Annotated in this window: 21 protein-coding genes and 1 tRNA gene; 10 read left to right on the forward strand and 12 right to left on the reverse strand. The window is 33.4% G+C overall.

Going from position 1 to position 24663, the window contains the following annotated elements:
- The 4 genes from cmk to EKM05_RS02570 all read right to left on the reverse strand — a co-directional run bounded on the left by cmk (position 1) and on the right by EKM05_RS02570 (position 4803).
- A complete protein-coding gene (cmk, locus tag EKM05_RS02555) occupies positions 1 to 696 on the reverse strand; it encodes a (d)CMP kinase (RefSeq protein WP_126459577.1) in 696 nt (231 codons plus the stop codon).
- Between the two features lie 34 nt (positions 697 to 730).
- Positions 731 to 1753, reverse strand: a complete 1023-nt coding sequence (gene porQ, locus EKM05_RS02560) for a type IX secretion system protein PorQ (protein WP_126553304.1) — start codon at positions 1751 to 1753, stop codon at positions 731 to 733.
- 165 nt (positions 1754 to 1918) lie between these two features.
- On the reverse strand, positions 1919 to 4369 hold the full coding sequence (lon, locus tag EKM05_RS02565) for an endopeptidase La (RefSeq protein WP_126459571.1): 2451 nt from the start codon (positions 4367 to 4369) through the stop codon (positions 1919 to 1921).
- Positions 4370 to 4725: 356 nt separating this feature from the next.
- Positions 4726 to 4803, reverse strand: a tRNA-Val gene (locus EKM05_RS02570).
- Between the two features lie 211 nt (positions 4804 to 5014).
- Here EKM05_RS02570 and EKM05_RS02575 point away from each other — a divergent pair.
- Positions 5015 to 6802, forward strand: coding sequence for an ABC transporter ATP-binding protein (locus tag EKM05_RS02575; protein WP_126553307.1), 1788 nt, complete (start codon positions 5015 to 5017; stop codon positions 6800 to 6802).
- 117 nt (positions 6803 to 6919) lie between these two features.
- Here EKM05_RS02575 and EKM05_RS02580 read toward each other — a convergent pair whose 3' ends face one another.
- The gene (locus EKM05_RS02580; protein WP_126459563.1) at positions 6920 to 8089 is read right to left on the reverse strand and encodes a proline dehydrogenase family protein; all 1170 of its coding nucleotides are present in this window, start codon (positions 8087 to 8089) and stop codon (positions 6920 to 6922) included.
- Between the two features lie 92 nt (positions 8090 to 8181).
- On the opposite strand from EKM05_RS02580, the gene aroB reads away from it, so the two are divergent.
- From aroB to recQ, 6 genes are all read left to right on the forward strand, one after another.
- Complete coding sequence (aroB, locus tag EKM05_RS02585) at positions 8182 to 9249, forward strand: 3-dehydroquinate synthase (protein WP_126553309.1); 1068 nt, start codon at positions 8182 to 8184, stop codon at positions 9247 to 9249.
- A 56-nt stretch (positions 9250 to 9305) separates the two neighbouring features.
- Complete coding sequence (locus tag EKM05_RS02590) at positions 9306 to 9485, forward strand: hypothetical protein (RefSeq protein ID WP_126459556.1); 180 nt, start codon at positions 9306 to 9308, stop codon at positions 9483 to 9485.
- Positions 9486 to 9538: 53 nt separating this feature from the next.
- On the forward strand, positions 9539 to 10939 hold the full coding sequence (locus EKM05_RS02595) for an arginine decarboxylase (protein WP_126459553.1): 1401 nt from the start codon (positions 9539 to 9541) through the stop codon (positions 10937 to 10939).
- An 84-nt stretch (positions 10940 to 11023) separates the two neighbouring features.
- The gene (locus EKM05_RS02600; protein WP_126459548.1) at positions 11024 to 11995 is read left to right on the forward strand and encodes a deoxyhypusine synthase family protein; all 972 of its coding nucleotides are present in this window, start codon (positions 11024 to 11026) and stop codon (positions 11993 to 11995) included.
- A gap of 8 nt (positions 11996 to 12003) precedes the next feature.
- Positions 12004 to 12402 (forward strand): DNA primase, encoded by a 399-nt coding sequence (locus EKM05_RS02605; protein WP_126459544.1) that lies wholly within the window; start codon positions 12004 to 12006, stop codon positions 12400 to 12402.
- 87 nt (positions 12403 to 12489) lie between these two features.
- A complete protein-coding gene (recQ, locus tag EKM05_RS02610; protein ID WP_126553311.1) occupies positions 12490 to 14595 on the forward strand; it encodes a DNA helicase RecQ in 2106 nt (701 codons plus the stop codon).
- Positions 14596 to 14870: 275 nt separating this feature from the next.
- Here recQ and EKM05_RS02620 read toward each other — a convergent pair whose 3' ends face one another.
- From EKM05_RS02620 to EKM05_RS02635, 4 genes are all read right to left on the reverse strand, one after another.
- Positions 14871 to 15386 carry a DinB family protein gene (locus tag EKM05_RS02620; protein ID WP_126553313.1) on the reverse strand — a complete coding sequence of 172 codons (516 nt, stop codon included), beginning with the start codon at positions 15384 to 15386 and terminating at the stop codon, positions 14871 to 14873.
- A 10-nt stretch (positions 15387 to 15396) separates the two neighbouring features.
- A complete protein-coding gene (locus EKM05_RS02625) occupies positions 15397 to 17982 on the reverse strand; it encodes a phosphoenolpyruvate carboxylase (RefSeq protein WP_126553315.1) in 2586 nt (861 codons plus the stop codon).
- Positions 17983 to 18082: 100 nt separating this feature from the next.
- Complete coding sequence (locus EKM05_RS02630; RefSeq protein WP_072943262.1) at positions 18083 to 18562, reverse strand: Lrp/AsnC family transcriptional regulator; 480 nt, start codon at positions 18560 to 18562, stop codon at positions 18083 to 18085.
- Positions 18563 to 18638: 76 nt separating this feature from the next.
- Positions 18639 to 19793, reverse strand: a complete 1155-nt coding sequence (locus tag EKM05_RS02635) for a M14 metallopeptidase family protein (protein WP_126553317.1) — start codon at positions 19791 to 19793, stop codon at positions 18639 to 18641.
- Positions 19794 to 20103: 310 nt separating this feature from the next.
- Between EKM05_RS02635 and EKM05_RS02640 the strand changes: the two genes are divergently transcribed.
- Positions 20104 to 20580, forward strand: a complete 477-nt coding sequence (locus EKM05_RS02640) for a helix-turn-helix transcriptional regulator (RefSeq protein WP_126459528.1) — start codon at positions 20104 to 20106, stop codon at positions 20578 to 20580.
- A 69-nt stretch (positions 20581 to 20649) separates the two neighbouring features.
- Here the strand turns inward: EKM05_RS02640 and EKM05_RS02645 are convergent, their stop codons facing one another.
- Together EKM05_RS02645 and EKM05_RS02650 are read right to left on the reverse strand one after the other, a co-directional pair.
- Entirely contained in the window at positions 20650 to 21036 is a 387-nt protein-coding gene (locus EKM05_RS02645) for a hypothetical protein (RefSeq protein WP_126459525.1), read from the reverse strand.
- 174 nt (positions 21037 to 21210) lie between these two features.
- The gene (locus EKM05_RS02650) at positions 21211 to 21765 is read right to left on the reverse strand and encodes a 1-acyl-sn-glycerol-3-phosphate acyltransferase (RefSeq protein WP_126553319.1); all 555 of its coding nucleotides are present in this window, start codon (positions 21763 to 21765) and stop codon (positions 21211 to 21213) included.
- Positions 21766 to 21827: 62 nt separating this feature from the next.
- On the opposite strand from EKM05_RS02650, the gene EKM05_RS02655 reads away from it, so the two are divergent.
- On the forward strand, positions 21828 to 22493 hold the full coding sequence (locus EKM05_RS02655) for a spermidine synthase (protein ID WP_126553321.1): 666 nt from the start codon (positions 21828 to 21830) through the stop codon (positions 22491 to 22493).
- Positions 22494 to 22506: 13 nt separating this feature from the next.
- Here the strand turns inward: EKM05_RS02655 and kdsB are convergent, their stop codons facing one another.
- On the reverse strand, positions 22507 to 23244 hold the full coding sequence (gene kdsB / locus EKM05_RS02660; RefSeq protein WP_126553322.1) for a 3-deoxy-manno-octulosonate cytidylyltransferase: 738 nt from the start codon (positions 23242 to 23244) through the stop codon (positions 22507 to 22509).
- 784 nt (positions 23245 to 24028) lie between these two features.
- Between kdsB and EKM05_RS02665 the strand changes: the two genes are divergently transcribed.
- A complete protein-coding gene (locus EKM05_RS02665; RefSeq protein WP_233590864.1) occupies positions 24029 to 24538 on the forward strand; it encodes an LTA synthase family protein in 510 nt (169 codons plus the stop codon).
- The last annotated feature ends 125 nt before the right edge of the window (positions 24539 to 24663 follow it).

Consider the following 24663-nt stretch of genomic DNA (forward strand, 5'->3'; position numbering starts at 1 on the left):
TTATATCGTTTTAGTAATTTCGTTTACTAATTCTAAAACAAGCTCAAATTGCTCTTTACGATTTAAATGTGAATTGTCAATTTCTATCGCATCATCGGCCATTATCAAGGGAGAATCTTCCCGGTGAGTATCAATATAATCCCGCTCTTCTACATTTTTGAGAACTTTTTCATACGTGATACTATCGCCCTTTTGAACTAACTCGTCATAGCGTCTTTTTGCTCTTGTGCTTGCACTGGCGGTCATGAATATTTTAAGCTCGGCATCCGGAAAAACAACGGTACCTATATCTCTGCCGTCCATAACAATTGCTTTGTCTTTTCCCATTTCTTTTTGCTGTTCGACTAATTTACTGCGAACCTCAGAAACTTCGGCTACTTTACTGACAAAACTAGACACTTCAATCGTTCTGATTTCAGTTTCGACATTCACATCATTCAAATACATTTCGGCAAAACCCAAATCAGTATTGAATTTAAACTGCAACTTAATATTTGACAAACTATTAATCAATGCTTGTTTATCAAAAAAAGTGGCGTTAACATATCCTTTTTGCATCGCAAAAAAAGTAACGGCACGATACATTGCTCCGGTATCTACAAATACATATCCAAAATGATTTGCGAGTTGTTTGGCTAAAGTACTTTTTCCGGTTGATGAAAAACCGTCAATCGCAATGGTGATTTTTTTGTTCAAAATGTAAAATTTAAAGTTCAATGTTATATCAAAATCATTCTTGAAAATTAATTGTCAATCCAAAAAGGCTTGTATTTCCTGCTAAGGTATATCTTGAATATGAATAATTAAATTTAAGTTTATTTAATTTAAGTCCAAAACCCAATGAAATTCCTGAAAAATTACGTTGCTCGACAATACGTAATTCTTCGGCTCGTCTAAAATTATATCCCAATCGCAAATTAAGGGCTCTTTTAGGAAAAAGCTCTACTCCCATAATTACATGACGCAAAGCATTATTTACAAATGACACCTTCTCTTCGGTTGATTCTCCATTAAATGAAGATGTAGCTCTAGCTGGATTTGAAAAAGCAATATTCCATTGCTGTAAATTCTCTAAAGTAAGATGCCAGCGAATAGGGACATTTTCTAATTCCTGTGACACTCCTGCGATTATTTCTAGTGGCAGTTTTTCATTTGTACCATTATACGTTGAAAACTGTGTGCCTATATTTCGAATGGCCAAAGCCCAATTGACATCATTTTTTTCATCAATAAAAAGAGCGCCTATATCTAACGCACCACCAAAAGAATTATAAATGTCTAAATTTGAAGAAATCAATTTAGCGCTCGCACCAATATGAATATTCGTATAGGGAATATTATAGGCATACCCGAAAGAAAGCGCTATTTCACTTCCAGTAAATGCTGCCGTAGGCTGGCCATTTTCATCAAATCCTTCAAAATTACCATAATTTACATAATTTATACCCGCCTGAAAGGTCTGTAAATGACGATCGTATGTATACGCGTACGAAGCAGTTCCATAAGTCACTTCATTAAAGTAGCTCCCGTAATTCAAAGCCAAATGGTTGTCCATTTCTGCATTTATAGTAGCCGGATTAAAATGGACCTGATTGACATCCTCATCATAAATTGTAATCACTTTCCCGCCTAAAGCTGCCTGTCTTGGTGAGGTCACTAAATTTAAAAACTGATAGGTGTACTTCCCTCCTATTTGACTGTAAGACACAGCACAAACAAAAATAAAAGAGTACAGATATAGTTTTTTTAGCATGCTTTAAATTGGAGTTTGTATAAGTAAAACGCAACTGCGAAGATAAAATTATAAATACAATAAATGGCAACTTTAAAACTGGTAATTACAAATAAAAAAATCCAAATTCCTTTGCTTGAAAATCAAGTTTTAGAAGTTGGATTTTAAATTTAGAATTTGTTTTTATTACAAATCCTTAGCGTTTTTAACCTTTTGATCAGTTAGAGCATATTTCAATACTTCGCTCATTTCTTTTACATAATGAAAAGAAAGTCCTTCCAGATATTCAGGTTTTATTTCATCAATATCACTCTTATTTTCATGACACAGAATAATTTCTTTAATATTGGCTCTTTTTGCAGCCAAAATCTTTTCTTTGATTCCGCCTACTGGCAATACTTTCCCACGTAAAGTAATTTCTCCTGTCATGGCTAGGTTTTTCTTCACTCGTTTTTGTGTAAATAACGAAACTAAGGACGTCAGCATTGCAATTCCTGCACTTGGTCCGTCTTTTGGAGTGGCTCCTTCCGGAACGTGTAAGTGAATGTTATATTTAGAAAGCAGCTCTGAATCCAATCCTAAAAATGATGCATTGGCCTTAATATATTCTAAAGCAATGGTGGCAGATTCTTTCATTACTGTACCCAAGTTTCCGGTAATTGTCATGGTTCCTTTTCCTGGGGAAAGCAACGATTCTATAAACAAAATATCACCGCCAACAGAGGTCCAGGCCAAACCAGTTACTACTCCGGCAACATCATTATTCTCGTATTTATCTCTTTCTAGCCTTGGAACACCTAGCGTTTTTATGATATCGTCATCCGTTACTTTTTTATTATACGCTTCCTCCATTGCAACGGATTTTGCTGCGTTACGGATTACTTGAGCAATTTTAGCTTCTAGGCCACGAACTCCGGATTCACGTGTGTATCCTTCGACAATTTTTTCTAATTGTTTTTTACCAATAGTTAAATCTTTGGTTGTCAAACCATGTTCTTTCAATTGTCTTGGAAACAAATGCTGACGTGCAATTTCTACCTTTTCTTCAATCGTATAGCCTGACATTTTGATGATTTCCATTCTGTCTTTCAACGCAGGTTGAATCGCAGCCATATTATTCGATGTAGCAATAAACATCACTTTAGACAAATCATATCCCATTTCAAGGAAATTATCATAAAAAGAATTGTTTTGTTCCGGATCTAAAACTTCCAATAATGCTGATGACGGATCACCTTGGTTGCTGTTTGATAATTTATCGATTTCATCCAAAACAAAAACAGGATTTGATGTTCCGGCTTTTTTCAAGCTTTGGATAATTCGTCCAGGCATGGCACCTATATACGTTTTTCTATGTCCGCGAATTTCCGCTTCATCACGCAACCCACCAAGAGAAATTCTAACATATTTTCGGCCTAAAGCTTCTGCAATAGAGCGTCCAATAGATGTTTTTCCAACTCCGGGAGGTCCTGTCAAGCAAATAATTGGGGATTTCATATCATTTCGCAATTTTAAAACTGCCAAATGTTCTATCATTCTTTTCTTAACATCTTCAAGACCAAAATGATCTCTATCTAATATTTTCTGTGCTCTTTTTAAATCGAATTTATCTTTAGAATATTCGTTCCAAGGCAATTCCAGAAACAACTCCAGATAGTTTCTTTGAATACCAAAATCAGGCGCTTGGGGATTCATGCGACGCATTTTAGACAATTCCTTATCAAAATGTTTTTTGGTTTTCTCGTCCCATTTTTTGGTCAAGGACTTCTGTAACATTTCGTCCATTTCCTCTTCCTGAGAAACGCCACCTAATTCTTCCTGAATGGTTTTCATTTGCTGGTGCAGGAAATATTCACGCTGTTGTTGGTCTAAATCAAACCGAACTTTAGACTGAATATCATTTTTTAATTCGAGTTTTTGCAACTCAATATTCATGTAGCGAAGTGTTTCTAAAGCCCTTTCTTTCAATTCATTAATCGCCAATAAATCTTGTTTTTCTTTAACTGTCAAATTCATATTCGAAGTCACAAAGTTGACTAAAAACGATTGGCTTTCAATATTCTTGATGGCAAAAGTAGCTTCACTGGGAATGTTTGGACTTTCTTTTATAATCTGAATCGCTAATTCTTTGATTGAATCCAGAATGGCAACAAATTCAGTATCGTTTTTCTTAGGTCTTTTCTCTGGAACTTCCTTGATTTTTGCAGTAATATAAGATGTTTCATCAATAACAGTCTCAATCTCAAAACGTTTTTTACCTTGAAGAATTACCGTTATATTCCCGTCAGGCATTTTCAGTACACGTAAAATACGGGCTACCGTACCTATTTTATGAATATCTGCTTTGGTTGGGTCTTCATCTTCCTCATTGATTTGAGCAACAACTCCAATAGTTTTCCCTGCAGCGTTAGCGTCATTGATCAATTTAATCGATTTATCGCGTCCCGCAGTAATTGGTATTACAACTCCTGGAAATAAAACCATATTCCGCAAGGGCAATATAGCCAATAATTCAGGTAAAGCCTCATTGTTCATTTCCTCCTCGTCTTCGGGAGTCAAAAGTGGAATTAAATCTGCTTCCGAATCAAATTCCTGAAGTGACAGATTGTCAATAGTAAGTATTTTATGATTTGACATATATTTATTTAAGTCTTTTTGTCATTAAAAATTTTCATTTGCCAAGTAAATATATGTTATCATAGTATTAATTTAAATAAAATCGTTGTATGACACTAATAATTTGTACAACCCTAAAAGAGACAATCATTATGCCAAAGTAAAAGCAAATTAATTTTATCTTCCTACAAATAATTCGAAAGATATATCTTTCTTTTTTTTTAGCTTTTTTCAACACTTGATTCGCATGGGTAAATATTACCTATGAAATGTCTTTGATAAATAGGAGGAAGTGTTAGTTTTTGATTCAGTCAGACTGCTAAAAAATTTTTCAAATAAAAAAAGGACAAAGAAGAATTTTTCTTCCTTGTCCTTTATGGTGGGCAATGAGGGGTTCGAACCCCCGACCCCCTCGGTGTAAACGAGGTGCTCTGAACCAGCTGAGCTAATTGCCCTAAACAATGCAGATATTTTCATATCCTTATTGCGAGTGCAAATATACAGCTAGAAATCGTATCTGCAAGCAAAAAAGTAAAAAAAATCAATAAAATAGTGACTCAGTTTTCTTTCGTGCTCTATAATAGCACTTTATCTTTGTAATGAAAAACTAGTATTTTTTTGTATTCATTCGCTATAGTCTTACATTTGCGACATAAACAATAGATAATGGCCAGGTTCAAAGAAAACGATTTACCAAAATCAAAAATTACTGCAAGTTCACTCCAAAAAGCAACTGTAATATTTCAATATGCAGGAAATCACCGATGGAAATTTTATGTAGGATTAGTTTTTTTATTATTCACTGGAGCGACTGCTCTTGCTTTTCCTAAGTTGATGGGAATGCTAATTGATTGTGTGAAAAACAAAGACAATACTCAAGCTAACATGATTGCGGGTGGTTTAATTGTAATCTTATTTCTTCAGTCCATTTTTTCGTTTTTTAGATTGTATTTATTTGTCAATTTTACGGAGAATACTTTAGCTAATCTACGATTATCACTGTACAGCAATTTGGTAAAACTACCTATGTCTTTCTTCTCGCAAAAGCGTGTTGGCGAATTAAACAGTAGAATCAGTTCAGATATTACCCAGATACAAGATACTTTAACATCTACTATAGCCGAATTCTTAAGACAATTCATTTTAATTATTGGTGGCGTTCTTTTATTGGCCAATGAAAGCATCAAATTGACATTATTGATGTTGTCCGTAGTGCCACTAGTGGCCGTTGCTGCGGTTATTTTTGGGCGATTCATCAGGAAGTATTCAAAAAATGTTCAAGATAAAGTGGCCGAAAGTCAAGTAATTGTTGAAGAAACCATGCAAGGCATCAGTATTGTTAAGGCTTTTGCCAATGAGTGGTACGAAATTGCCCGTTACAACGGAAAAATAAAAGAAGTGGTTGCAATTGCCATCAAAGGCGGGAAATACCGAGGGTATTTTGCTTCATTCATTATTTTCTGTCTTTTTGGAGCTATTGTTGCCGTAGTTTGGTTTGGTGTTCGATTGAGTATTAGCGGAGAAATGAGCGTTGGCCAATTGATTTCGTTTGTGTTGTATTCTACATTTGTAGGTGCTTCTTTTGGCGGAATTGCGGAACTATATGCCCAAATCCAAAAAGCGATTGGCGCAACCGAACGTGTTTTTGAATTATTAGATGAAACTCCTGAAAAAATTAATTCGGTGCGTGATCCGGCTGCAATTGAAAAAATAAAAGGCAATGTCACTTTCAAGAATGTAGCGTTCAGTTACCATTCCAGAAAAGAAATTAAAGTATTAAAAGACGTTAGTTTTACCGCTAATTTTGGTCAAAAAATTGCTATTGTCGGACCAAGCGGAACCGGAAAATCTACTATTGCTTCCCTATTATTGCGTTTTTATACTATTGACGAAGGAGAAATATTGGTTGACGGAAAAAATATTTATGATTTTGATTTAGAAAGTCTTCGTGGAAACATGAGTATTGTACCGCAAGACGTAATATTATTTGGCGGAACCATCAGAGAGAATATTGCTTATGGAAATCCCAATGCTACCGAAGAAGAAATTGTTACTGCTTCAAAACAAGCCAATGCCTATAATTTTATCGAAAGTTTCCCTGAAAAATTTGAAACAATTGTGGGAGAAAGAGGTATTAAACTTTCCGGCGGACAACGACAACGTATTGCCATAGCCCGAGCATTATTGAAAAATCCAAGTATTTTAATTCTGGATGAAGCCACATCATCATTAGATAGTGAAAGTGAAAAACTAGTTCAGGAAGCCTTAGAGATTTTAATGCAAGGAAGAACTAGTATTATAATAGCGCACCGCCTATCGACGATTCGCAGTGCGGATCAAATTTTGGTCTTGGATAAAGGAAAAATCACAGAACAAGGAACACATCAGGAATTAATCGCTCTAGAAAATGGGATTTATAAAAATTTAAGTAATCTGCAGTTTAGCAATTTTTAGATTTCATAAATTTGACATTAAAAAACTCCATTCAATAAGCTGAATGGAGTTTTTTATTAAAACTTTTTATAAATTCTAATATAACTGAATACTAAAATCTGATCACTGACCACTTTCCTACTTCCCTTTTCTTCGATTGCGTTCTGCTTTTATCATTTCTAATTCACGACTCGTTTGTCCCGCTACGGAAGTATTTTCTTCCGCACGACGAATTAAGTACGGCATCACATCTTTTACTGGACCAAAAGGCAAATATTTAGCAACATTATAGCCATTAGCGGCCATATTGTAGCTGATGTTATCGCTCATACCATACAATTGTCCAAACCAGATTCTGTCATCATTAGTTTTTATTCCTTTCTCCGTCATTAATTCCATTAGCGTATAAGTACTGGACTCATTATGGGTACCTGCAAAAACAGACATTACCTCTAAATGATCCGTCATATAGCGCACAGCACCATCATAATTTTCATCCGTAGCTTCTTTTGAAGCGCAAATTGGTGATGGATATCCTTTTTCAGCAGCCCGAACAATTTCCTTTTCCATGTACGCACCACGAACCAATTTCATTCCGATAAAAAAACCTTCTTTTATAGCCTGTTCATGTAATTTTTTCAAGTAATCCAAACGATCCCAACGGTACATTTGCAACGTATTGAAAACAATGGTTTTTTCTTTATTGTATTTGCGCATCATTTCGGTCACTAAATCATCAGCCGCATCTTGCATCCAACTTTCTTCACCGTCTATCAAAAGAGCAACATTTTTAGAATGAGCATCTTTACAAACTAAATCAAAACGAGCCATCACTCTATTCCATTCTGCCTGTTCTTCTGGAGTCAATGTTTGTTTTTCGCCCAATTTCTCATATAATTCAAAACGTCCAAAACCGGTTGGTTTAAAAACGGCAAAAGGAATGGCTTGGCGTTCTCTGGCAAATTCAATAGTTTTCAAGGTCATTTCAAGCGCGGCATCAAATTGATCTTCGGCTTCTTTTCCTTCTACAGAATAATCCAAAACAGAGGAAACTCCTTTGGTATACATTTTATCTACCACCGAAAGACAGTCCACTTCATTTATCCCACCACAAAAATGGTCAAAAACCGTAGCGCGAATCAAACCTTCAACAGGAAGATTGGCTTTAAGGGCAAAATTTGTAACTGCAGTTCCAATACGTACCAGAGGCTGATTAGCAATCATTTTGAAAAGAAAATAAGCTCTGTCAAGTTCCGTATCACTTTTTAATGAAAAGGCAACTTGAGTATTATTGAATATTTTTTCCATTATTTGTTAAATTTTTGTACAAATATAGACAGAGTTTTGAATATTATTTAGCAAAAAATGCCTTATTTTGCGGTTCCAATTAATCCATACAGATGCAATCAATTCAAGCCAACAGTTACCCGATACATTTTAACGAAAAAGGATATGAAGCAATAAATCTTCATTTAAAAGAAAATAAATACTCCAACCTATTTATTATTGTTGACAGCAATACTAATGAGTTTTGTCTGCCCCATTTTCTTCCTGTTCTGGAAACTGATCTTATAATTGAAATCATTGAATTTGATTGTGGCGAAGAAAATAAAAATATTGAGACTTGCGTCCAAATATGGAAAGTACTCACGGAACTTGGGGCTGACAGAAAAAGCCTTATCATTAACTTAGGCGGTGGCGTTGTCACTGATTTAGGTGGTTTTGTAGCATCAACCTTCAAACGCGGTGTTGATTTTATTCACGTTCCAACCACTTTACTCGCAATGGTCGATGCTTCTGTAGGTGGCAAAAACGGGGTGGATTTAGGAAATTTAAAAAACCAAATCGGTGTTATTAATGTGCCTAAAATGGTGCTTATTGATACTCAATATTTAGAAACAGTGCCACAAAACGAAATGCGTTCCGGTCTTGCCGAAATGCTGAAACACGGTTTGATTTATGATAAAGAATATTGGGAGCAATTTTTAGATTTAAAGACTATAGATTTTGCTGATTTTGATGTATTAATTTACCGTTCAGTCGAGATAAAAAATGAAATTGTGCTGCAAGATCCAACCGAAAAAAATATCCGAAAAGCGTTGAATTTTGGTCACACACTGGGTCATGCCATTGAAAGTTATTTTTTGGAAAATGATAACAAAACAACTTTATTGCACGGTGAAGCCATAGCCGTTGGGATGATATTAGAGAGTTACCTTTCACTACATAAAAAACTGATCAATATAGAAGAATATTCTCAGATAAAATCCAGTATAAAGGCTATCTATACCGACATCGTTTTTGAAGAAAATGATATCAAACCAATCTTAGAATTACTGATTCACGACAAAAAAAACGAATATGGAAACATCCAGTTCGCATTGATAGAAGGTATCGGAAAAATAAAAATCAATCAAATGGTTGAAAATGAATTAATTCTTAAAGCCTTTCAGGATTATAAATCTTAATTATTTTTTATAAAAAGGATTGCATTACGTATATAATATTTTTTACATTTGCAGTAATGAAAAAAAGTCAAAACAAACAAAATTATAGTTGTAATAAAACCCGAAACAATATCTCTTTTCTAAGAATATTGAAACGTTTTTATTCTATCAAAGGAAACTTTAGTTTTGATGTTTTTCAATACATGAAAGCAGATCACGAAAAACTTCAGATTATCTATGCAAATATTCGGGTTTGAATTATGGGTTTCTTTATTTTACAATATTTTAATCTATAAATTTATGACATCTAATGAATACAAAATATTCTGATTTAATCAATCAAACCTACTATTTTCCACAGGAAGAATTTACTTTAAACAAAGACAACCTTCAGTTTCATAATATCGATTTAATGAAATTGGTAGAACAATATGGCACTCCATTAAAATTCACCTACTTACCTCAAATTTCCAACAACATTAACAAAGCCAAAAGCTGGTTTCGTAAATCGATGGAGAAAAACAAATACGAGGCAAAATATTACTACTGCTATTGTACTAAAAGTTCTCATTTTGAATTTGTAATGAATGAAGCCTTTAAAAATAACATTCATATTGAAACGTCATCTGCTTTTGATATCAATATTGTTGAGAACTTACTGGCAAACGGAAAAATTAATAAAAGCACCTATGTGATATGCAATGGCTTTAAGAGAGATCAGTATATTGAAAATATAGCCCGAATAATAAATAATGGACATAAAAATGCAATTCCAATTATTGATAATTATGAAGAGCTTGATCTTTTACAAGAACAAATAAAAGGGAAATTCAAAATTGGAATTCGTATTGCTGCTGAGGAAGAACCTAAATTTGAGTTTTACACGTCAAGATTAGGAATAGGGTATAAAAACATTGTCAATTTTTACAAAAAACAAATTCAGGAAAATAAAAAATTGGAACTAAAAATGTTGCACTTTTTTATCAATACAGGAATAAATGATAATGCCTATTACTGGAATGAATTAGTAAAATGTATCAAAGTTTATATTGCATTAAAAAAAGAGTGCCCTACACTTGATGGACTGAATATTGGCGGTGGTTTTCCGATCAAAAATTCATTAGCATTCGAGTACGATTATCAATATATGATTGACGAAATTATCAATCAAATCAAAATTGCCTGCGATGAAGCCGAGGTTGAGGTTCCAAATATTTTCACTGAATTCGGGTCCTTCACAGTAGGAGAAAGTGGCGGTGCAATATACCAGATATTGTATCAAAAACAACAAAATGACAGAGAAAAGTGGAACATGATTGATTCCTCTTTCATCACAACGCTACCGGACACTTGGGCTATAAACAAACGTTTTATCATGCTGGCTGTGAATCGCTGGAATGAAACTTACGAAAGAGTTTTATTAGGAGGAATGACATGCGACAGCGATGATTATTACAACTCTGAGCAAAATATGAACGCAATCTATCTCCCCAAATACAACAAAGAAAAACCGTTATACATAGGATTTTTCAATACTGGGGCTTATCAGGAAACGATTGGCGGATACGGTGGCTTGCATCACTGTTTGATTCCGCAACCCAAACACATATTAATAGACAGAGACGAAAATGGTATTTTAGCTACTGAGGTTTTCTCCGAACAACAAACTTCCGACGATGTTTTGAAAATATTAGGGTACGACAAAAAATAAATAACAATTATTCAATATAAAAATTCGTTAAATTTGAAATACTAATTTTAACGAATTGATTTCTAAGTATTTAAATAAATAAAAATGAGCAAAGGACCAATCAGTCAGTTTATAGAAAAGCATTATTTGCATTTCAACTCTGCATCTTTAGTTGACGCCGCTAAGGCATATGAAGAACAATTAGCCAATGGTGCAAAAATGATGGTGAGCATGGCTGGAGCTATGAGTACTGCCGAGATTGGTAAGATTTTTTCTGAAATTATTCGTCAGGACAAAGTGCATATTATTTCGTGTACTGGTGCAAATCTCGAAGAAGACGTGATGAATCTAGTCGCTCATTCTCATTATGAAAGAGTTCCTAATTACCGTGATTTGACTCCACAGGACGAATGGGATTTATTAGAAAGAGGATTAAATCGTGTAACTGATACTTGTATCCCGGAGCATGAAGCTTTCCGTCGTTTGCAAAAACACATTTACAAAATATGGAAAGATGCAGATGATAAAGGCGAAAGATATTTTCCGCATGAGTTTATGTACAAAATGTTGCTTTCAGGTGTTCTTGAAGAATATTATGAAATTGACCTAAAAGACAGCTGGATGTATGCAGCCGCTGAGAAAAATTTGCCTATCATTGTACCGGGATGGGAAGATAGTACCATGGGAAATATATTTGCATCCTATGTAATAAAAGGAGATTTAAAAGCTTCAACAATGAAATCCGGTATCGAATATATGGTCTTCTTGTCTGATTGGTATCCTAAAAACAGTACAAATGGTGTAGGTTTCTTTCAAATTGGTGGTGGTATTGCTGGAGACTTTCCAATATGTGTAGTACCAATGTTATACCAAGATATGGAAATGCATGACATTCCTTTTTGGAGTTATTTCTGTCAGATTTCAGATTCAACAACCAGTTACGGTTCGTATTCTGGAGCGGTGCCAAATGAAAAAATTACGTGGGGTAAATTAGACATTAAAACCCCTAAGTTCATTATTGAGTCCGATGCTACCATTGTAGCTCCTTTAATTTTCGCTTATTTATTAGATTTATAGAATATTTTATGAAAAGAGTAATTGTAGATTACGCCAAACTTACCAATGAAATTTTAAACCTATTGGTTGATAAATTTCCAGATGGTTATGATGATTCAAATATTATTAGTTTTAGAAACGCTAAAAATGAATTAGTTGAAGCAGTTGAAGTACGAACTGAAGATACCATTTATTTAGTAAAAGTGAGCACAAAACTGGCTGATAGAATTGAAAATTATGATGAAGATGATGAAATAATCATCGATGAAGTTGTTGAACCAATTAAAGGGCTTGATTTAGAGGACGATATGGATGATGATGACGAGGATGATGCTAATGATAAACCAGATACTGATTCAGGAGATGATGATGAAGATGCAGACGAAAAAGATTTTTCAGATGATGACGATGACGATGAAGAGGATTAATTAATCCCTTCTCAAATATATTTATTAAAAGGAACTCATTCACGAGTTCCTTTTTTTATAACTTTAGACTTCTAAATATACGCCAAAATGACTAATCAAATTTTATATGCCAAACTCAAAGAAAACTTTGGTTTTGAAAAATTTCGCCCAAACCAGGAAGAGATAATAAATTGTGTACTTTCCGGACAGGATACATTGGCAATTATGCCTACAGGTGGAGGAAAATCAATTTGTTTTCAATTGCCCGCATTGGTTTTTCCGGGAATTACAATCGTAATTTCTCCACTGATTGCTTTGATGAAAGATCAAGTAGATAGTCTGAAAGCAAATGGTATTGAAGCCTGTTTCATCAACAGTAGCCAAACTGAAAATGAACGTCAGTTTTATATCGAAAGGTTAAAATCGAATGTGATTAAATTAGTGTATATCGCTCCGGAAAGCCTGTCGTTTCTGGATAATCTTTTCAATAGTTTGACCATAAGTTTAATTGCTATTGATGAAGCACATTGCATTTCAGCTTGGGGACATGATTTTCGTCCTGCATATACTAATTTAGGATACCTCAAAAAGCGCTTCCCTTCTACTCCAATATTAGCTTTAACTGCAACGGCTGATAAGGCTACACGTAAAGATATTAGCCAACAATTAAATTTGATAAATCCAAAAATATTTGTTGCTTCTTTTGATCGAAAAAATTTAAGTTTAGAAGTGCGTCCCGCTTTGGACAGAGTCAAACAAATTATAGATTTCATCCTAGAAAAGCCCAATGAATCGGGAATTATCTACTGTTTAAGCAGAAAAACAACAGAAGAATTGGCTGAAAAACTACAAAAAACAGGCGTGAATGCCAAAGCGTATCACGCAGGTTTAGACACGAAAATTCGTTCTAAAACACAGGATGAATTTATCAATGATGATTGCCAGGTGATTTGTGCTACCATTGCTTTTGGAATGGGAATTGACAAATCCAATGTACGCTGGGTCATTCATTATAACTTACCTAAAAATATTGAAGGCTATTATCAGGAAATTGGTCGTGCCGGTCGCGATGGATTACCATCAGAAACGGTATTATTCGAAAGTTATGGCGATCTGATTCAGTTGCAAAAATTTGCCTCTCAAGGTTTGAATGCTGAAGTGCAACTGGCCAAATTAGAACGAATGAAACAATATGCCGATGCGTTGAGTTGTCGCAGAAAAATATTGCTTTCCTATTTTGGCGAACTTGTCACAGAGAATTGTGGAAACTGTGATATTTGTAAAAATCCACCACTTTTTTTTGACGGAACGGTGATCGCTCAAAAAGCTTTATCGGCAATTATTCGGTTGAAGGAAATAGAACCATTACCAGTAATCATTGACTTTTTACGCGGTTCAAAAAATGCATATATTTATGAAAAAGAATACCAAAACCTGAAAACATACAGTGTTGGTGCTAATTTATCATGGTATGACTGGAATCAATATTTGATACAATTGATCAATTTGGGCTATTGTGAAATTGCTTTTCACCAGCAAAACAAAATCAAATTGACAGCCTTTGCAAAAAAAGTATTATTTGAAGGTGAGAAAGTACAACTGACCACAGTTCAAAAAATCAATATCGACAAGCAAGAAATTAAACAAACCAAATCCGTTGCAAATTCACTTTTTGAAACTTTACGTAAACTACGGTACGAAATTTCTAAGGAAGAATCTGTACCGGCTTATGTGATTTTCAGTGATGCGGCTTTACGCCAAATGGAAATTGAAAGACCGATGAGCGAAACAGAATTATTGGCAATTGACGGCGTTGGTAAAGCAAAACTAGAAAAATATGGCGATGCTTTTATAAAAGTTATCCAAGATTTCCAGAAAGCAAAAGGTGCTAAAAAGAAAAAAGAAGCCACAACCTACAAAGAAACATTAGAACTTTATACTACCGGATTCTCTGTAGAGGAAATTGCCCAAAAAAGAAAATTAGGTTTAAGTACAATTATGTCTCATTTAGCAAAACTGTATGTTGATGGAGCTAATATAGATTTGGATTCGCTTATCTCAAAAGAAGAAGTTTCTCAAATTGCTGAAGCGCAAATAAAACTGGAATCACCAAATGCCTTAAAACCTTATTTTGATTATTTTGAAGAAAAAATAGACTACGGAAAAATCCGGTTAGCATTAGCCATACTCGAAAAAGAAAAAGCAGTACTTTAAAACCTACTATGATACATTCCTTTCCGCCTTTTGTAAATTCTGAAACTGAAATATTCCCATCAAAAACCAAGAAGAAACTGATTTTGAAACATTGTTTAAAGAATTTCCCGGCATCACAAAAATTATTTTTAACGGAAAAGAAAGTCATAAATACTTTCTAAAAAAATTTGGTCAAATAAAAGGCATCACGTATTATATGATGCCTTCCACAAGTCCTGCCAATACCATGTCTTTTGAAAACAAATTAAAAATTTGGTCAACTTGTTTTCAATAATTTACAAGTACCTTTCTTGAAAAACTTTTTGATGGTGTTTTTGATGTCCAATCATAATAAAACCTATGGCTCGAACTGAAACAGCAGTATTTGAGGCAGTTCCAATTCTCTTTAATTGCTCTTCAGATAAACTTTTGAAAAGAAATAAATTCGAATGTCGCACCGCTGAAAATTCAGTTAGTAAATCTTGAATACTTCTATTGGCAGCTTCAGTATTATTTACATAATCATTTTCATCAAAACCAGGCAAAGCTGTTTGGTCATTTCTGGAAATTCGCAACGCACGATAGGCAAATATGCGCTCCGTATCAATTACATGCTGAATAATTTCCTTGATATTCCACTTCCCTTGCGCATATCTATAATCAAATTTATCCATTGGAATGTTTTGAATAAAATGGATAAAATCATGTAATGAAATTTCTAATTCTTCCATCAAATTTACGTCTCCCAAAGCATTTATATACGGAGTATAAAAAGAGGCATATTCGTTTTCGGGTAATTGAGTTGACTTCATATTTTATCGTTTAAGCGGAGTTTCTACTGGCATTAGTATTTCCAAAAAGGGAACGGGTTACAATTTTTTCGTATACTTGTATCAAAGCTTCGTCAGAGGTATTTTCTTTGTTTAATTCATTTATACGCAATAAAGCATATTGTTGTATTGTTAATAATGGCAGTACTATACGTTCTCTTATTTGAATTGATGCTTTACCATCTGGATAATTTTCCATAAGCTCTTTATGACCTGCAATTTTCAAAAGTAATCTTTTTGTTTCTAAAAATTCATCATAAATAATTTGCCAAAATGTTCCAAATTCAGGATCTTTTCTCATGTAAGCAGTCAATGGGAAAAATGATTTGGCCAATGACATCATACTGTTTTCTAATAAGGTTTTAACAAACAACGAATTATCGTATAAATCCTGAACTTTATCCCACTGATTTGTATCTTCAAAATGTTTTAAAGCTGTACCTACACCAAAAAACCCGGGTACATTTTGCTTCAATTGGCTCCAAGAACCTACAAAAGGAATCGCTCGTAAATCAGCAAAATCTAAATGTTCTGATTTACTTCTTTTAGAAGGACGACTTCCTATGTTTGTTTTAGCATAATACTTCAACGTACTCATCTGCTCTAAATAAGGAATAAATTTTGGATGATTTTTAAAGCTTAAATATTTCTCATATCCTAAACCAGCTAATTGATCCATTATGTTTTTTTCGTCCAAAGTCAATTCATTTTGACCTTTGCAGAAAACCTGATTGGTTACTCCGGCACTCAATAAATTTTCTAAATTGTAGCGACAGGAATCCAAAGTCCCAAAATTAGAACTAATCGTTTGACCTTGTACAGTAACCTGAATTTCGTTATTTTCAATATTAGGCCCCAATGAAGCATAGAACTTATGTGTTTTCCCTCCGCCACGCGCTGGTGGACCGCCTCGACCATCAAAGAAAATTACTTTTACACCATATTTTCTGGAAATTGTAGTAAGTTCTTCTTTGGCCTTGTAAATACTCCAATTCGCCATCAAATATCCTCCGTCTTTTGTACCGTCAGAAAAACCAAGCATGATGGTTTGCTTATTATCTCTGTTCGTTAAATGTTTTGCATAACCAGGATTAGTATATAATTTTTCCATGATAGCATGTGCATTTTGCAAATCATTAACCGATTCAAAAAGCGGAATAATATCAACGGGAGGATTTTCCCAATTGCTCAAACGAAATAACGCAAAGGTCTCCATCACATTAAGTGCACTTTCATTATTACTGATAATGTAACGGTTAGCGCCAAATTCTCCATTTTTTTCCTGAATTGTTTTTATCGTTTGAATGGATTCGATTGTCAAACGCGACATTTCATTTGAAAATACAGTAGCATCAAGATTCCCACTTACATTTGATAAAATCGTAAACTTTTCTTTTTCTGTTAATTCAAAATAATTTTTCGGAAAAACAGAGGGATTTGTTTTTAAATAAAAATCCACTATATCTTTGAACACAGCATCATGAATTTTACTGTTCTGACGTATGTCTAATGACGCAAAATGAAATCCAAATAAATTCACTTTTATTAAAAGTGCGTCCAATTCATCCAAATATAACGATTGATGCTGGTCGATAATTATTTGTTTAATTTTATTTAATTGTGATTTGAATTCATCTAAAGTAATGAAAATTTCTCCTGTAGAATAAAATACAGACCTATAAAGTTTTTGTTCTAATTCAGTCACTAAAGTATCTACACCAGAGAAGGTTAGTTTTCTTTTTAAATTTCTAATTTCGATATAATAACACTTCAATATAGAAGTTCGCAAACGTTCCGCTACTTTCAGCGTTATTTCAGTAGTCACAAATGGATTTCCATCACGGTCGCCGCCTGGCCAAAATCCAAGTTTAATCAAAGGATTCTTTATGGAGTTGCCGTTAAAAATGTTTTTTTGCAAATACTGCACGATCTCGCCTGAAGTTTGATAAAAAACATTTTCAAGATACCAGATCAAACTTACTGCTTCGTCAAAAGGATTTGGTTTTTCGTTTTGAATAAAAGGCGTTTTTCCTAATTGAGCCAGTAACTGTTTGATTTCAAGCAAGTTATTTTTCCGAATCGCTTCGGTCAAATCAGTAATTATCCCAAGAACTGCTCCCGGATAAAATTGCGTAGGATGCGCCGTCAAAACTGTCCTTACATTGAAATCTTCCAGAAAATCAATCAATTCCTCTTCCTTGTCTTTTGCATCTGATTTTTCTTTGATATCTCTTAAAGATCCTCGTCCTTCCATATTATTAACAACTGGAAAAGCAGCATCTTCAATAGCATCAAACAAAACAATTTGGCGTTCGATATATTGAATAAAACGAAACATAATATCGATTTTTTCTGTTTCTGAAGGATCATGTAAATACCTTTTGGCAAAAAAATCAAAAATTTCTTTTGGAGTTTCTTGCTTTTTAAATCCTGTATCACAAATATCTGCAAACAAAGGAAGTAAAGCACCCGTATTATCTATGGAGTGAAATGGCAATGTTATAAAAACACTATTATAAATGTGATATTTAGAGAGGACATCTTGATTAAAACGTTCAAGTTTGGGTAGTGTGTACATAATTTTGTTGTAGTTGGTTGTTGGTTTAGTTAATTTTTCATAAAAAAACCTCAAGAACTAACTTGAGGTTATATTTATAATATAGTGCATTCAAGAGTAATTACATATTTTTGAAAATAGTATGCATCAAACGCTTCTTATCATTTATACTTTCCTCAAGGGAAATCATTGTTTCGGTTCTATAAACACCATCAATATCATCAATCATAAAGATCACATCTTTAGCATGCTTGGTATCTTTTGCTCTAATTTTACAAAAAATATTAAATTTTCCAGTGGTGACTGAAGCTACTGTTACAAAAGGAATTTCGTTGATACGCTCCAAAACAAACTTCGTTTGAGACGTATTATTTAGAAAAACACCAACATAAGCAATAAAAGAATAGCCTAATTTATCATAATCAAGCACTAATGAGGATCCCATGATAATACCGGCATCTTCCATTTTTTTCACTCTAACATGCACAGTTCCTGCTGAAATCAATAATTTTTTTGCAATATCCGTAAATGGAACTCTTGTGTTGTCTATCAACATATCTAAAATCTGGTGATCTACTTCATCTAAACGAAACTTACTCATAATTCTTTAATTAATATTATTAATTACTATAACAAAGTATAAAAATATACATAAAAACAACAAAAAGACGTAAATATTATATTTTTATCATTCCGTTAACAAATTTCACGTTATTATCTAAATAAAAATCAGCTTTTTGATTTAATTTAGGAATATCATTATAACCATCTTTGTATAAAGCTCCTTTAGCATCATATTCGAAATGACCAAAATAATCCTCTAAATCGCCTATTTGTGAAACATAGGCATTAAAACAGACCTGATTTTCAATTAACTCTTCTTTGTATTGTGCTGCAAAATTGGTGATAATTTCGATACCATCATAATTTATTTTGATGTTTTTATACATAAAATCATAAAAAACGACTTTATTCTGAGAAATACTCAAATATTTGTCAATTCCATTATCAACTATAACGTTTTCGGAGAGTATCCTAAAACTTGAAATTAAACTCATAAAAACGTATTTTCGTGTTTCTTCCCTTTGATAATCATTCTCAAAATGACCCGCTTCAAACAATAAAGTGGGCACTCCTAAAAACTGAAACGTGTCTCCAATGCAATTTATATTAAACGAATCATCAAAACGCCCAATCTGATTGGGAAGATAACGCTGTAGATCCTCATTTATTCCGGCAATCAAGTTGATCGCTTTCAACCTAGATTCATTTATATCTCGATTTTCATTATAGGAAGGTGCTAAAAAAGATACTGTTGCAGGTTTCCCGGTATCATCTACACCAAAAATAGTACGCTGATCATGCAAGTTAAAACAATAATCAGGCTCAAAGGAATCAAAAGCTGCCCTTAACAGCTTGCTTTCTGGTTGTGTCAGCGCTTGCGAATCGCGATTTAAATCAACTTTATTGGCGTTTTCTCTTGTGTATAATGTTGCACCGTCAGGATTCAACATCGGAATGGTGTAAAAAGTAAAGAAGTCTAATAATTGGTGTGCTAATGCAGAACCACTATGCAGTACATTAAAAAAATCGAATAGCGCTTTTGTAGTTGTACTTTCATTTCCGTGCATTTGGGACCACAGAAAAATTCTCGTTTTTCCTTTTCCAATTTCATACGAATAAATAGATTTTCCAAGAACTGATTTTCCTATAATTTGAAGTTGATTGTTCGTGTTTAATTTTTGCAACAAAGGCTCGATTGATGTTAAAGTGACGTACCGTCCACGAACGGATTCTTCCTTAAACTGATCGAATAATTCTTCTAAATTCATACCATTTTATTTGATTTACAAAAGTAAACATCTTTGCATTTACATTTGTAAACATTTAAAACAAAGAATATTTCAATACTGTAAACACTTTTCGCCAGTTAAACCAGGTCGAAAATCCGGCAAATGTTAACAATTGTTATAAATTTATTTTATAATAATTAGAATTTTGTTTATCAATTAATTATGTGTATTTATTAAAAGTACAACTTTAGTTTGTTAGACTTTTAAAATACTATTTATACCTTTAATTTTGATACTGAAGCTTCTTTTGATTACATTTGTAACTAGTTAATTTTTACATTAATTTACAATGGTAAACATAGAAGACTTTATAAAAAGATTAGAGATTATACTGGACTACTACAATTTGAATGCCTCTTCTTTTGCAGATAAAATTGGTGTGCAACGCTCCAGCCTGTCTCACCTGCTTTCTGGGAGAAACAAACCAAGCTTGGATTTTATACTTAAAATTTTAGATGTTTTTCCTGATGTTGATTTGTATTGGATTCTGAATGGAAAAGGAACCTTTCCAAAAAATGCGGAAGAGTTTAACACTAGAGAAAGAATTATTAATCAGGTCTCTGAACAAAATATCCCTGCTCTGGCCAGTGATCAAATAATCTCTGAAAATTTATTTTCTGAACTAAAAAATACTGTTTTGATTCCTGCATTGGAAACTAAAAAAAGTGATCCAATAAATAGTCCTGGTGAAGCGGTTGCTTCTGAAATTGACACCATTGTTATCTTTTATAAAAATGGCTCTTTCAAGAGTTATGTTCCAAATTAAATAAATAACCCCAATTCTGATTTTAGAATTGGGGTTATCGATTAAAAAAGCATTTTTGAAAACAAAAATCTATTTTCTTAAGACAAAAATTGACGTTACACCCGCTTCCGCTCTCGCATTTACGGGAGCAAAATCACCCGAACCAACAGGAAAACTATACGTTAGTACTTGTCCTCCTGCATTTAATCTTTCAGCAACATATATGTTTTTTGTAACACTGTCATAAGCCACAGCCACAGGATTGCCTAAAAGTGAATTAGAACCATAAATCCGTACTTGATTCGTTACTGCAATTGTTCCCGCAGCAGCAGTTGAAGCGAAAACAGTTGAGAAATTTTTAATTATAATTAATCCACCATCAGTGGCTGAAGCAGCACTGGCAAATAATTTGACTATTGGTGTTGTAGTTAATAAATTGGTAAGCGTAATTTTCCCGGAGGTATTACTGGATGTCATCAAATTTAATTCTGCCGGGCTAGTATCAGAATCATTATTATTGTATCAAGCGAAAAATAAAACTAAAAATGCGGTACTAATAACCAAATGTTTCATGTTGTATATTTTAGAGTTTTAATACACTTACGAGAAATCAATTATATGGTTTTAACATTTTTTAAGTTTTTTTAAGAGTTATTCAAATGAGTATCCCTGTTCTGGAATTTTACCCTTGACTCCTATAAAATGTTTTTTCAAAACGGTTATATCGGCCTCAATATCTCCCGAAGGAAAAATAGGATTTCCTAAATTAATTTCTTTTTTTCCAAAATCAAATGCAATAGGAATTACAGGAACCTTTGCTTTTAAAGCAATGTAATAAAATCCTGTTTTAAGTTTGCTAATCTTTTTACGGGTTCCTTCCGGAGCTACTGCCAGACGAAAAACCTTTTTTCTTTGAAAAATAGCTGCAATAGAATCCACTTTATTCAACCCTCCTGTCCTATCAAGCGGTTCTCCACCCATGTATCTAAAATAAAATCCCAAAGGAAAACGAAACAATTCCTTTTTGCCTACCCAATTCATTTGTAAACCGGTTATTGCTCGGATAAAAACCCCTAAATAAAAATCATGAGCGCTGGTATGTGGCATTATCATCATGACACATTTCGTGATATTTGGATCAATACTACCCACTACTTTCCAACCCATTAGTCTGGAAAATATCCATTTGTATAATTGTTTCTTCATTCTTGCTTTCTTTCGTACAAAATAAATAATTAATATCTTATTTTTGGGTAAATCTATCATTAATGCTAAAAAAAATATTCAGCTACGTAATTCCTTTAACTATTTATCAAACTAAATCGGCTTTGAGCAAATCGATTGAGGTGACTTGGGCAAATGGGGAACTGGTCATGGATTCGCAAAACACAAATTATTCCTATGGCAGTTTGCAACGGATTCTGAGGTTAGGCTTAAAAAACATTGGATACAAAAAAATTGTGCCCATGGAGCATATTTTAGTTTTAGGTGTTGCTGGTGGAAGTGTCATCAAAACATTGGTAGAAGAAATAAAATACAAAGGAAAAATTACCGGTGTTGAAATTGATCCTGAAATAATTACAATAGCCAATGCCTATTTTGACTTGGATAAAACAAAAAATCTTACAATTGTAATTGAGGATGCTTTTGCATTTGTGTTAAAAACCCCTACTAAATACGATTTGATTATCATTGATATTTTCCAGGACACTACAATGCCTAATTTTTTATTTGAACCTTTTTTTACCAATAGGGTTTGCTCGCTTTTAAAAAGTCATGGTTTTATTCTTTTTAATACGATGTTATTAGATGAAAATCAAAATCAAAGAAATAAAAAATATGTAACTGAGTTTTACAAAAATCAATTTAAAATTAGAACTATTCCAAGAGTTGAAGTTCATAACGAACTTATTGTCATCGAGAAAATTGCCTAATCAAAACGGTTTTTCAGCTCTGAATTTTTAACATTTCCCTAGCTTTTTCTAGATCTTCTGGGGTATCAATACCAATACCAATGTGAGTAGTTTCGATCATTTTAATGCGTTTCCCAAATTCAAGATAACGCAATTGCTCTAGTTTTTCAGATGCTTCTAATGATTGCATGGGCAAACTATAAAAATCCAATAATGCTTGTTTTCTAAACGCATAAACACCAATATGTTGCAGGTACCGTACGCCTACATTTTTCGCTCTTGGATACGGAATAACCGATCGGGAGAAGTACAAGGCAAATCCGTTTTGATCCACCACAACTTTTACATTATTGGGATTATTAATCTCTGCTTCATTCGTGATTTCGCGCATCAACGACGCTAAATCTACTTTTTTATCCAAATCATTTCTAAAAATTTCAATCACTTTAGCTAAAGGTTCCGCATCAATAAAAGGCTCATCTCCTTGTACATTGACTACAATATCAACATCCAGATTTTCTATTGCTTCTGCAATTCGATCACTTCCGGATTCGTGTTCTTTGATGCTTCGAATAACGTTTCCTCCGTGAGTACGTATTTCGTCATAAATTAAATCGGAATCAGTTACTACAAAAACAGCATCAAATAATTTAGTATTTACAGCTGCTTCATACGTTCTTAAAATTACCGTTTTATCGCCTAAATCCTGCATTAGTTTGGCAGGAAATCGTGTCGAAGCGTATCGTGCGGGAATGACTGCTATTATTTTCATTTTTATTTTTTTATTTGCGTTTAAGAGTTTTATAGCCGTTACAGCTAGACTCTTTAAAGTATAAAATTACTTCATTATCCTAATCCACTCTTGCTAGCAGGCTACTAAGTTAGTCTGTTTTTATGAATTAGAAAAACGGCACTACATTCTCAGTGCTTAATTGTAGTGTTTTACATTAGTATGAGTTTTATTTTAAGAGTTATTCTTTTTTTTTATCCCATCACACAAGCCTCCTTTACTTGGATTGATACGCTACACTTATTTATATTTGGATTTTTATCTGATTTTTGTTTTTGTTTTGGTCAGTGACTTTTTGTGGCTCTATCATATTTTCATCTCCAATACAAAATACCGAAACAAATCAGGTTCTGGTTATTTTCCTTTGTCATCTTTCTATATGTGGTTTAATTTTACAAAATAGAATCAGTGAATACCTTTTTCGGAATGAATTTGGGGTCAAATACAATTTTATCGCAGTAAATTATCTGGTGTATACTAATGAAGTGATAGGTAATATTATGCAATCCTATCCTGTTATTCCCTTATTTTCTGCACTATTTATTTGTACAGGATTGGTCACTTATTTTAAAAGTAAAGAAATCAAAAAACTATCTTGAAAGCATTCCCGCTTTTGTACAAAAAATCAAAATTCCAGGAATTTACCTGCTTCTCTTCACATTATCGTTATTGGCAATTCCTGCTTTATCCGTTAAATAAAATTCTCAAAATATGTTTGTCAATTAATTAAAAAACCAGCCTATTATATAAATTTTATATGGCATTTATGAAAAGTGAACTTGAAGCCATTACTTTATGTTTTCTTCCTACTCCCGGCGAAAGTGTTATAAAAAGGAAAGACAATAAAAATAAATTCCCTACCGGAATGCTCTTTAAACAAAAAGGCTATACTGTAAAATTCATGTATGGCGGCGATTCCTTTTTTGACAATATGGGCGATTTCTTTTCAGGAAATGGATATGAAATTGTAGACAGAAAAACATTTGAACCCAACGAAATCACTTTTGCTAATATTTGGGACGTTTGCGATGAAGATATGTACAATAAAGCAATCACGGAAATAAACAAAGAAGCAGCGGCAAATAAGCCGTTTTTTAATCACATTATGACCGTGAGCAATCACAGACCATTCACGTATCCAAATGGAAAAATTGACATTCCCGGAGATGTAAAATCTCTTGATGGCGGGGTAAAATGTATTGACTATTATTCCCCTCAAACAAACCGTCAAACAATTTCAATTGACTTTGAAACCCAATCAAAAAGCAGCTACTGATTTTTAAATATTTTATGATCAAATACCGCTCACAAAAGAAAGAACGGATTTAGTAAATGAAATGATTTCGTATCATCAAACAGCCTCAGATATGTTAAAGAAAAAAAATATCAAAAAATTTATTA

Source organism: Flavobacterium sp. GSP27 (genome assembly GCF_003970395.1).
Taxonomy (GTDB): domain Bacteria; phylum Bacteroidota; class Bacteroidia; order Flavobacteriales; family Flavobacteriaceae; genus Flavobacterium.

Coding starts and splice junctions, on each gene's coding strand:
- EKM05_RS02635 (WP_126553317.1), bottom strand. CDS start 19,793: ATGAATTTAGAAGAATTATTCGATCAGTTTAAGGAAGAATCCGTTCGT.
- EKM05_RS02605 (WP_126459544.1), top strand. CDS start 12,004: ATGAAAAGAGTAATTGTAGATTACGCCAAACTTACCAATGAAATTTTA.
- EKM05_RS02645 (WP_126459525.1), bottom strand. CDS start 21,036: ATGACATCCAGTAATACCTCCGGGAAAATTACGCTTACCAATTTATTA.
- kdsB (WP_126553322.1), bottom strand. CDS start 23,244: ATGAAAATAATAGCAGTCATTCCCGCACGATACGCTTCGACACGATTT.
- EKM05_RS02575 (WP_126553307.1), top strand. CDS start 5,015: ATGGCCAGGTTCAAAGAAAACGATTTACCAAAATCAAAAATTACTGCA.
- lon (WP_126459571.1), bottom strand. CDS start 4,369: ATGTCAAATCATAAAATACTTACTATTGACAATCTGTCACTTCAGGAA.
- aroB (WP_126553309.1), top strand. CDS start 8,182: ATGCAATCAATTCAAGCCAACAGTTACCCGATACATTTTAACGAAAAA.
- recQ (WP_126553311.1), top strand. CDS start 12,490: ATGACTAATCAAATTTTATATGCCAAACTCAAAGAAAACTTTGGTTTT.
- EKM05_RS02580 (WP_126459563.1), bottom strand. CDS start 8,089: ATGGAAAAAATATTCAATAATACTCAAGTTGCCTTTTCATTAAAAAGT.
- EKM05_RS02650 (WP_126553319.1), bottom strand. CDS start 21,765: ATGAAGAAACAATTATACAAATGGATATTTTCCAGACTAATGGGTTGG.
- EKM05_RS02595 (WP_126459553.1), top strand. CDS start 9,539: ATGAATACAAAATATTCTGATTTAATCAATCAAACCTACTATTTTCCA.
- EKM05_RS02665 (WP_233590864.1), top strand. CDS start 24,029: ATGAAAAGTGAACTTGAAGCCATTACTTTATGTTTTCTTCCTACTCCC.
- EKM05_RS02600 (WP_126459548.1), top strand. CDS start 11,024: ATGAGCAAAGGACCAATCAGTCAGTTTATAGAAAAGCATTATTTGCAT.
- EKM05_RS02625 (WP_126553315.1), bottom strand. CDS start 17,982: ATGTACACACTACCCAAACTTGAACGTTTTAATCAAGATGTCCTCTCT.
- EKM05_RS02655 (WP_126553321.1), top strand. CDS start 21,828: ATGCTAAAAAAAATATTCAGCTACGTAATTCCTTTAACTATTTATCAA.
- EKM05_RS02640 (WP_126459528.1), top strand. CDS start 20,104: ATGGTAAACATAGAAGACTTTATAAAAAGATTAGAGATTATACTGGAC.
- EKM05_RS02630 (WP_072943262.1), bottom strand. CDS start 18,562: ATGAGTAAGTTTCGTTTAGATGAAGTAGATCACCAGATTTTAGATATG.
- EKM05_RS02620 (WP_126553313.1), bottom strand. CDS start 15,386: ATGAAGTCAACTCAATTACCCGAAAACGAATATGCCTCTTTTTATACT.
- porQ (WP_126553304.1), bottom strand. CDS start 1,753: ATGCTAAAAAAACTATATCTGTACTCTTTTATTTTTGTTTGTGCTGTG.
- EKM05_RS02590 (WP_126459556.1), top strand. CDS start 9,306: ATGAAAAAAAGTCAAAACAAACAAAATTATAGTTGTAATAAAACCCGA.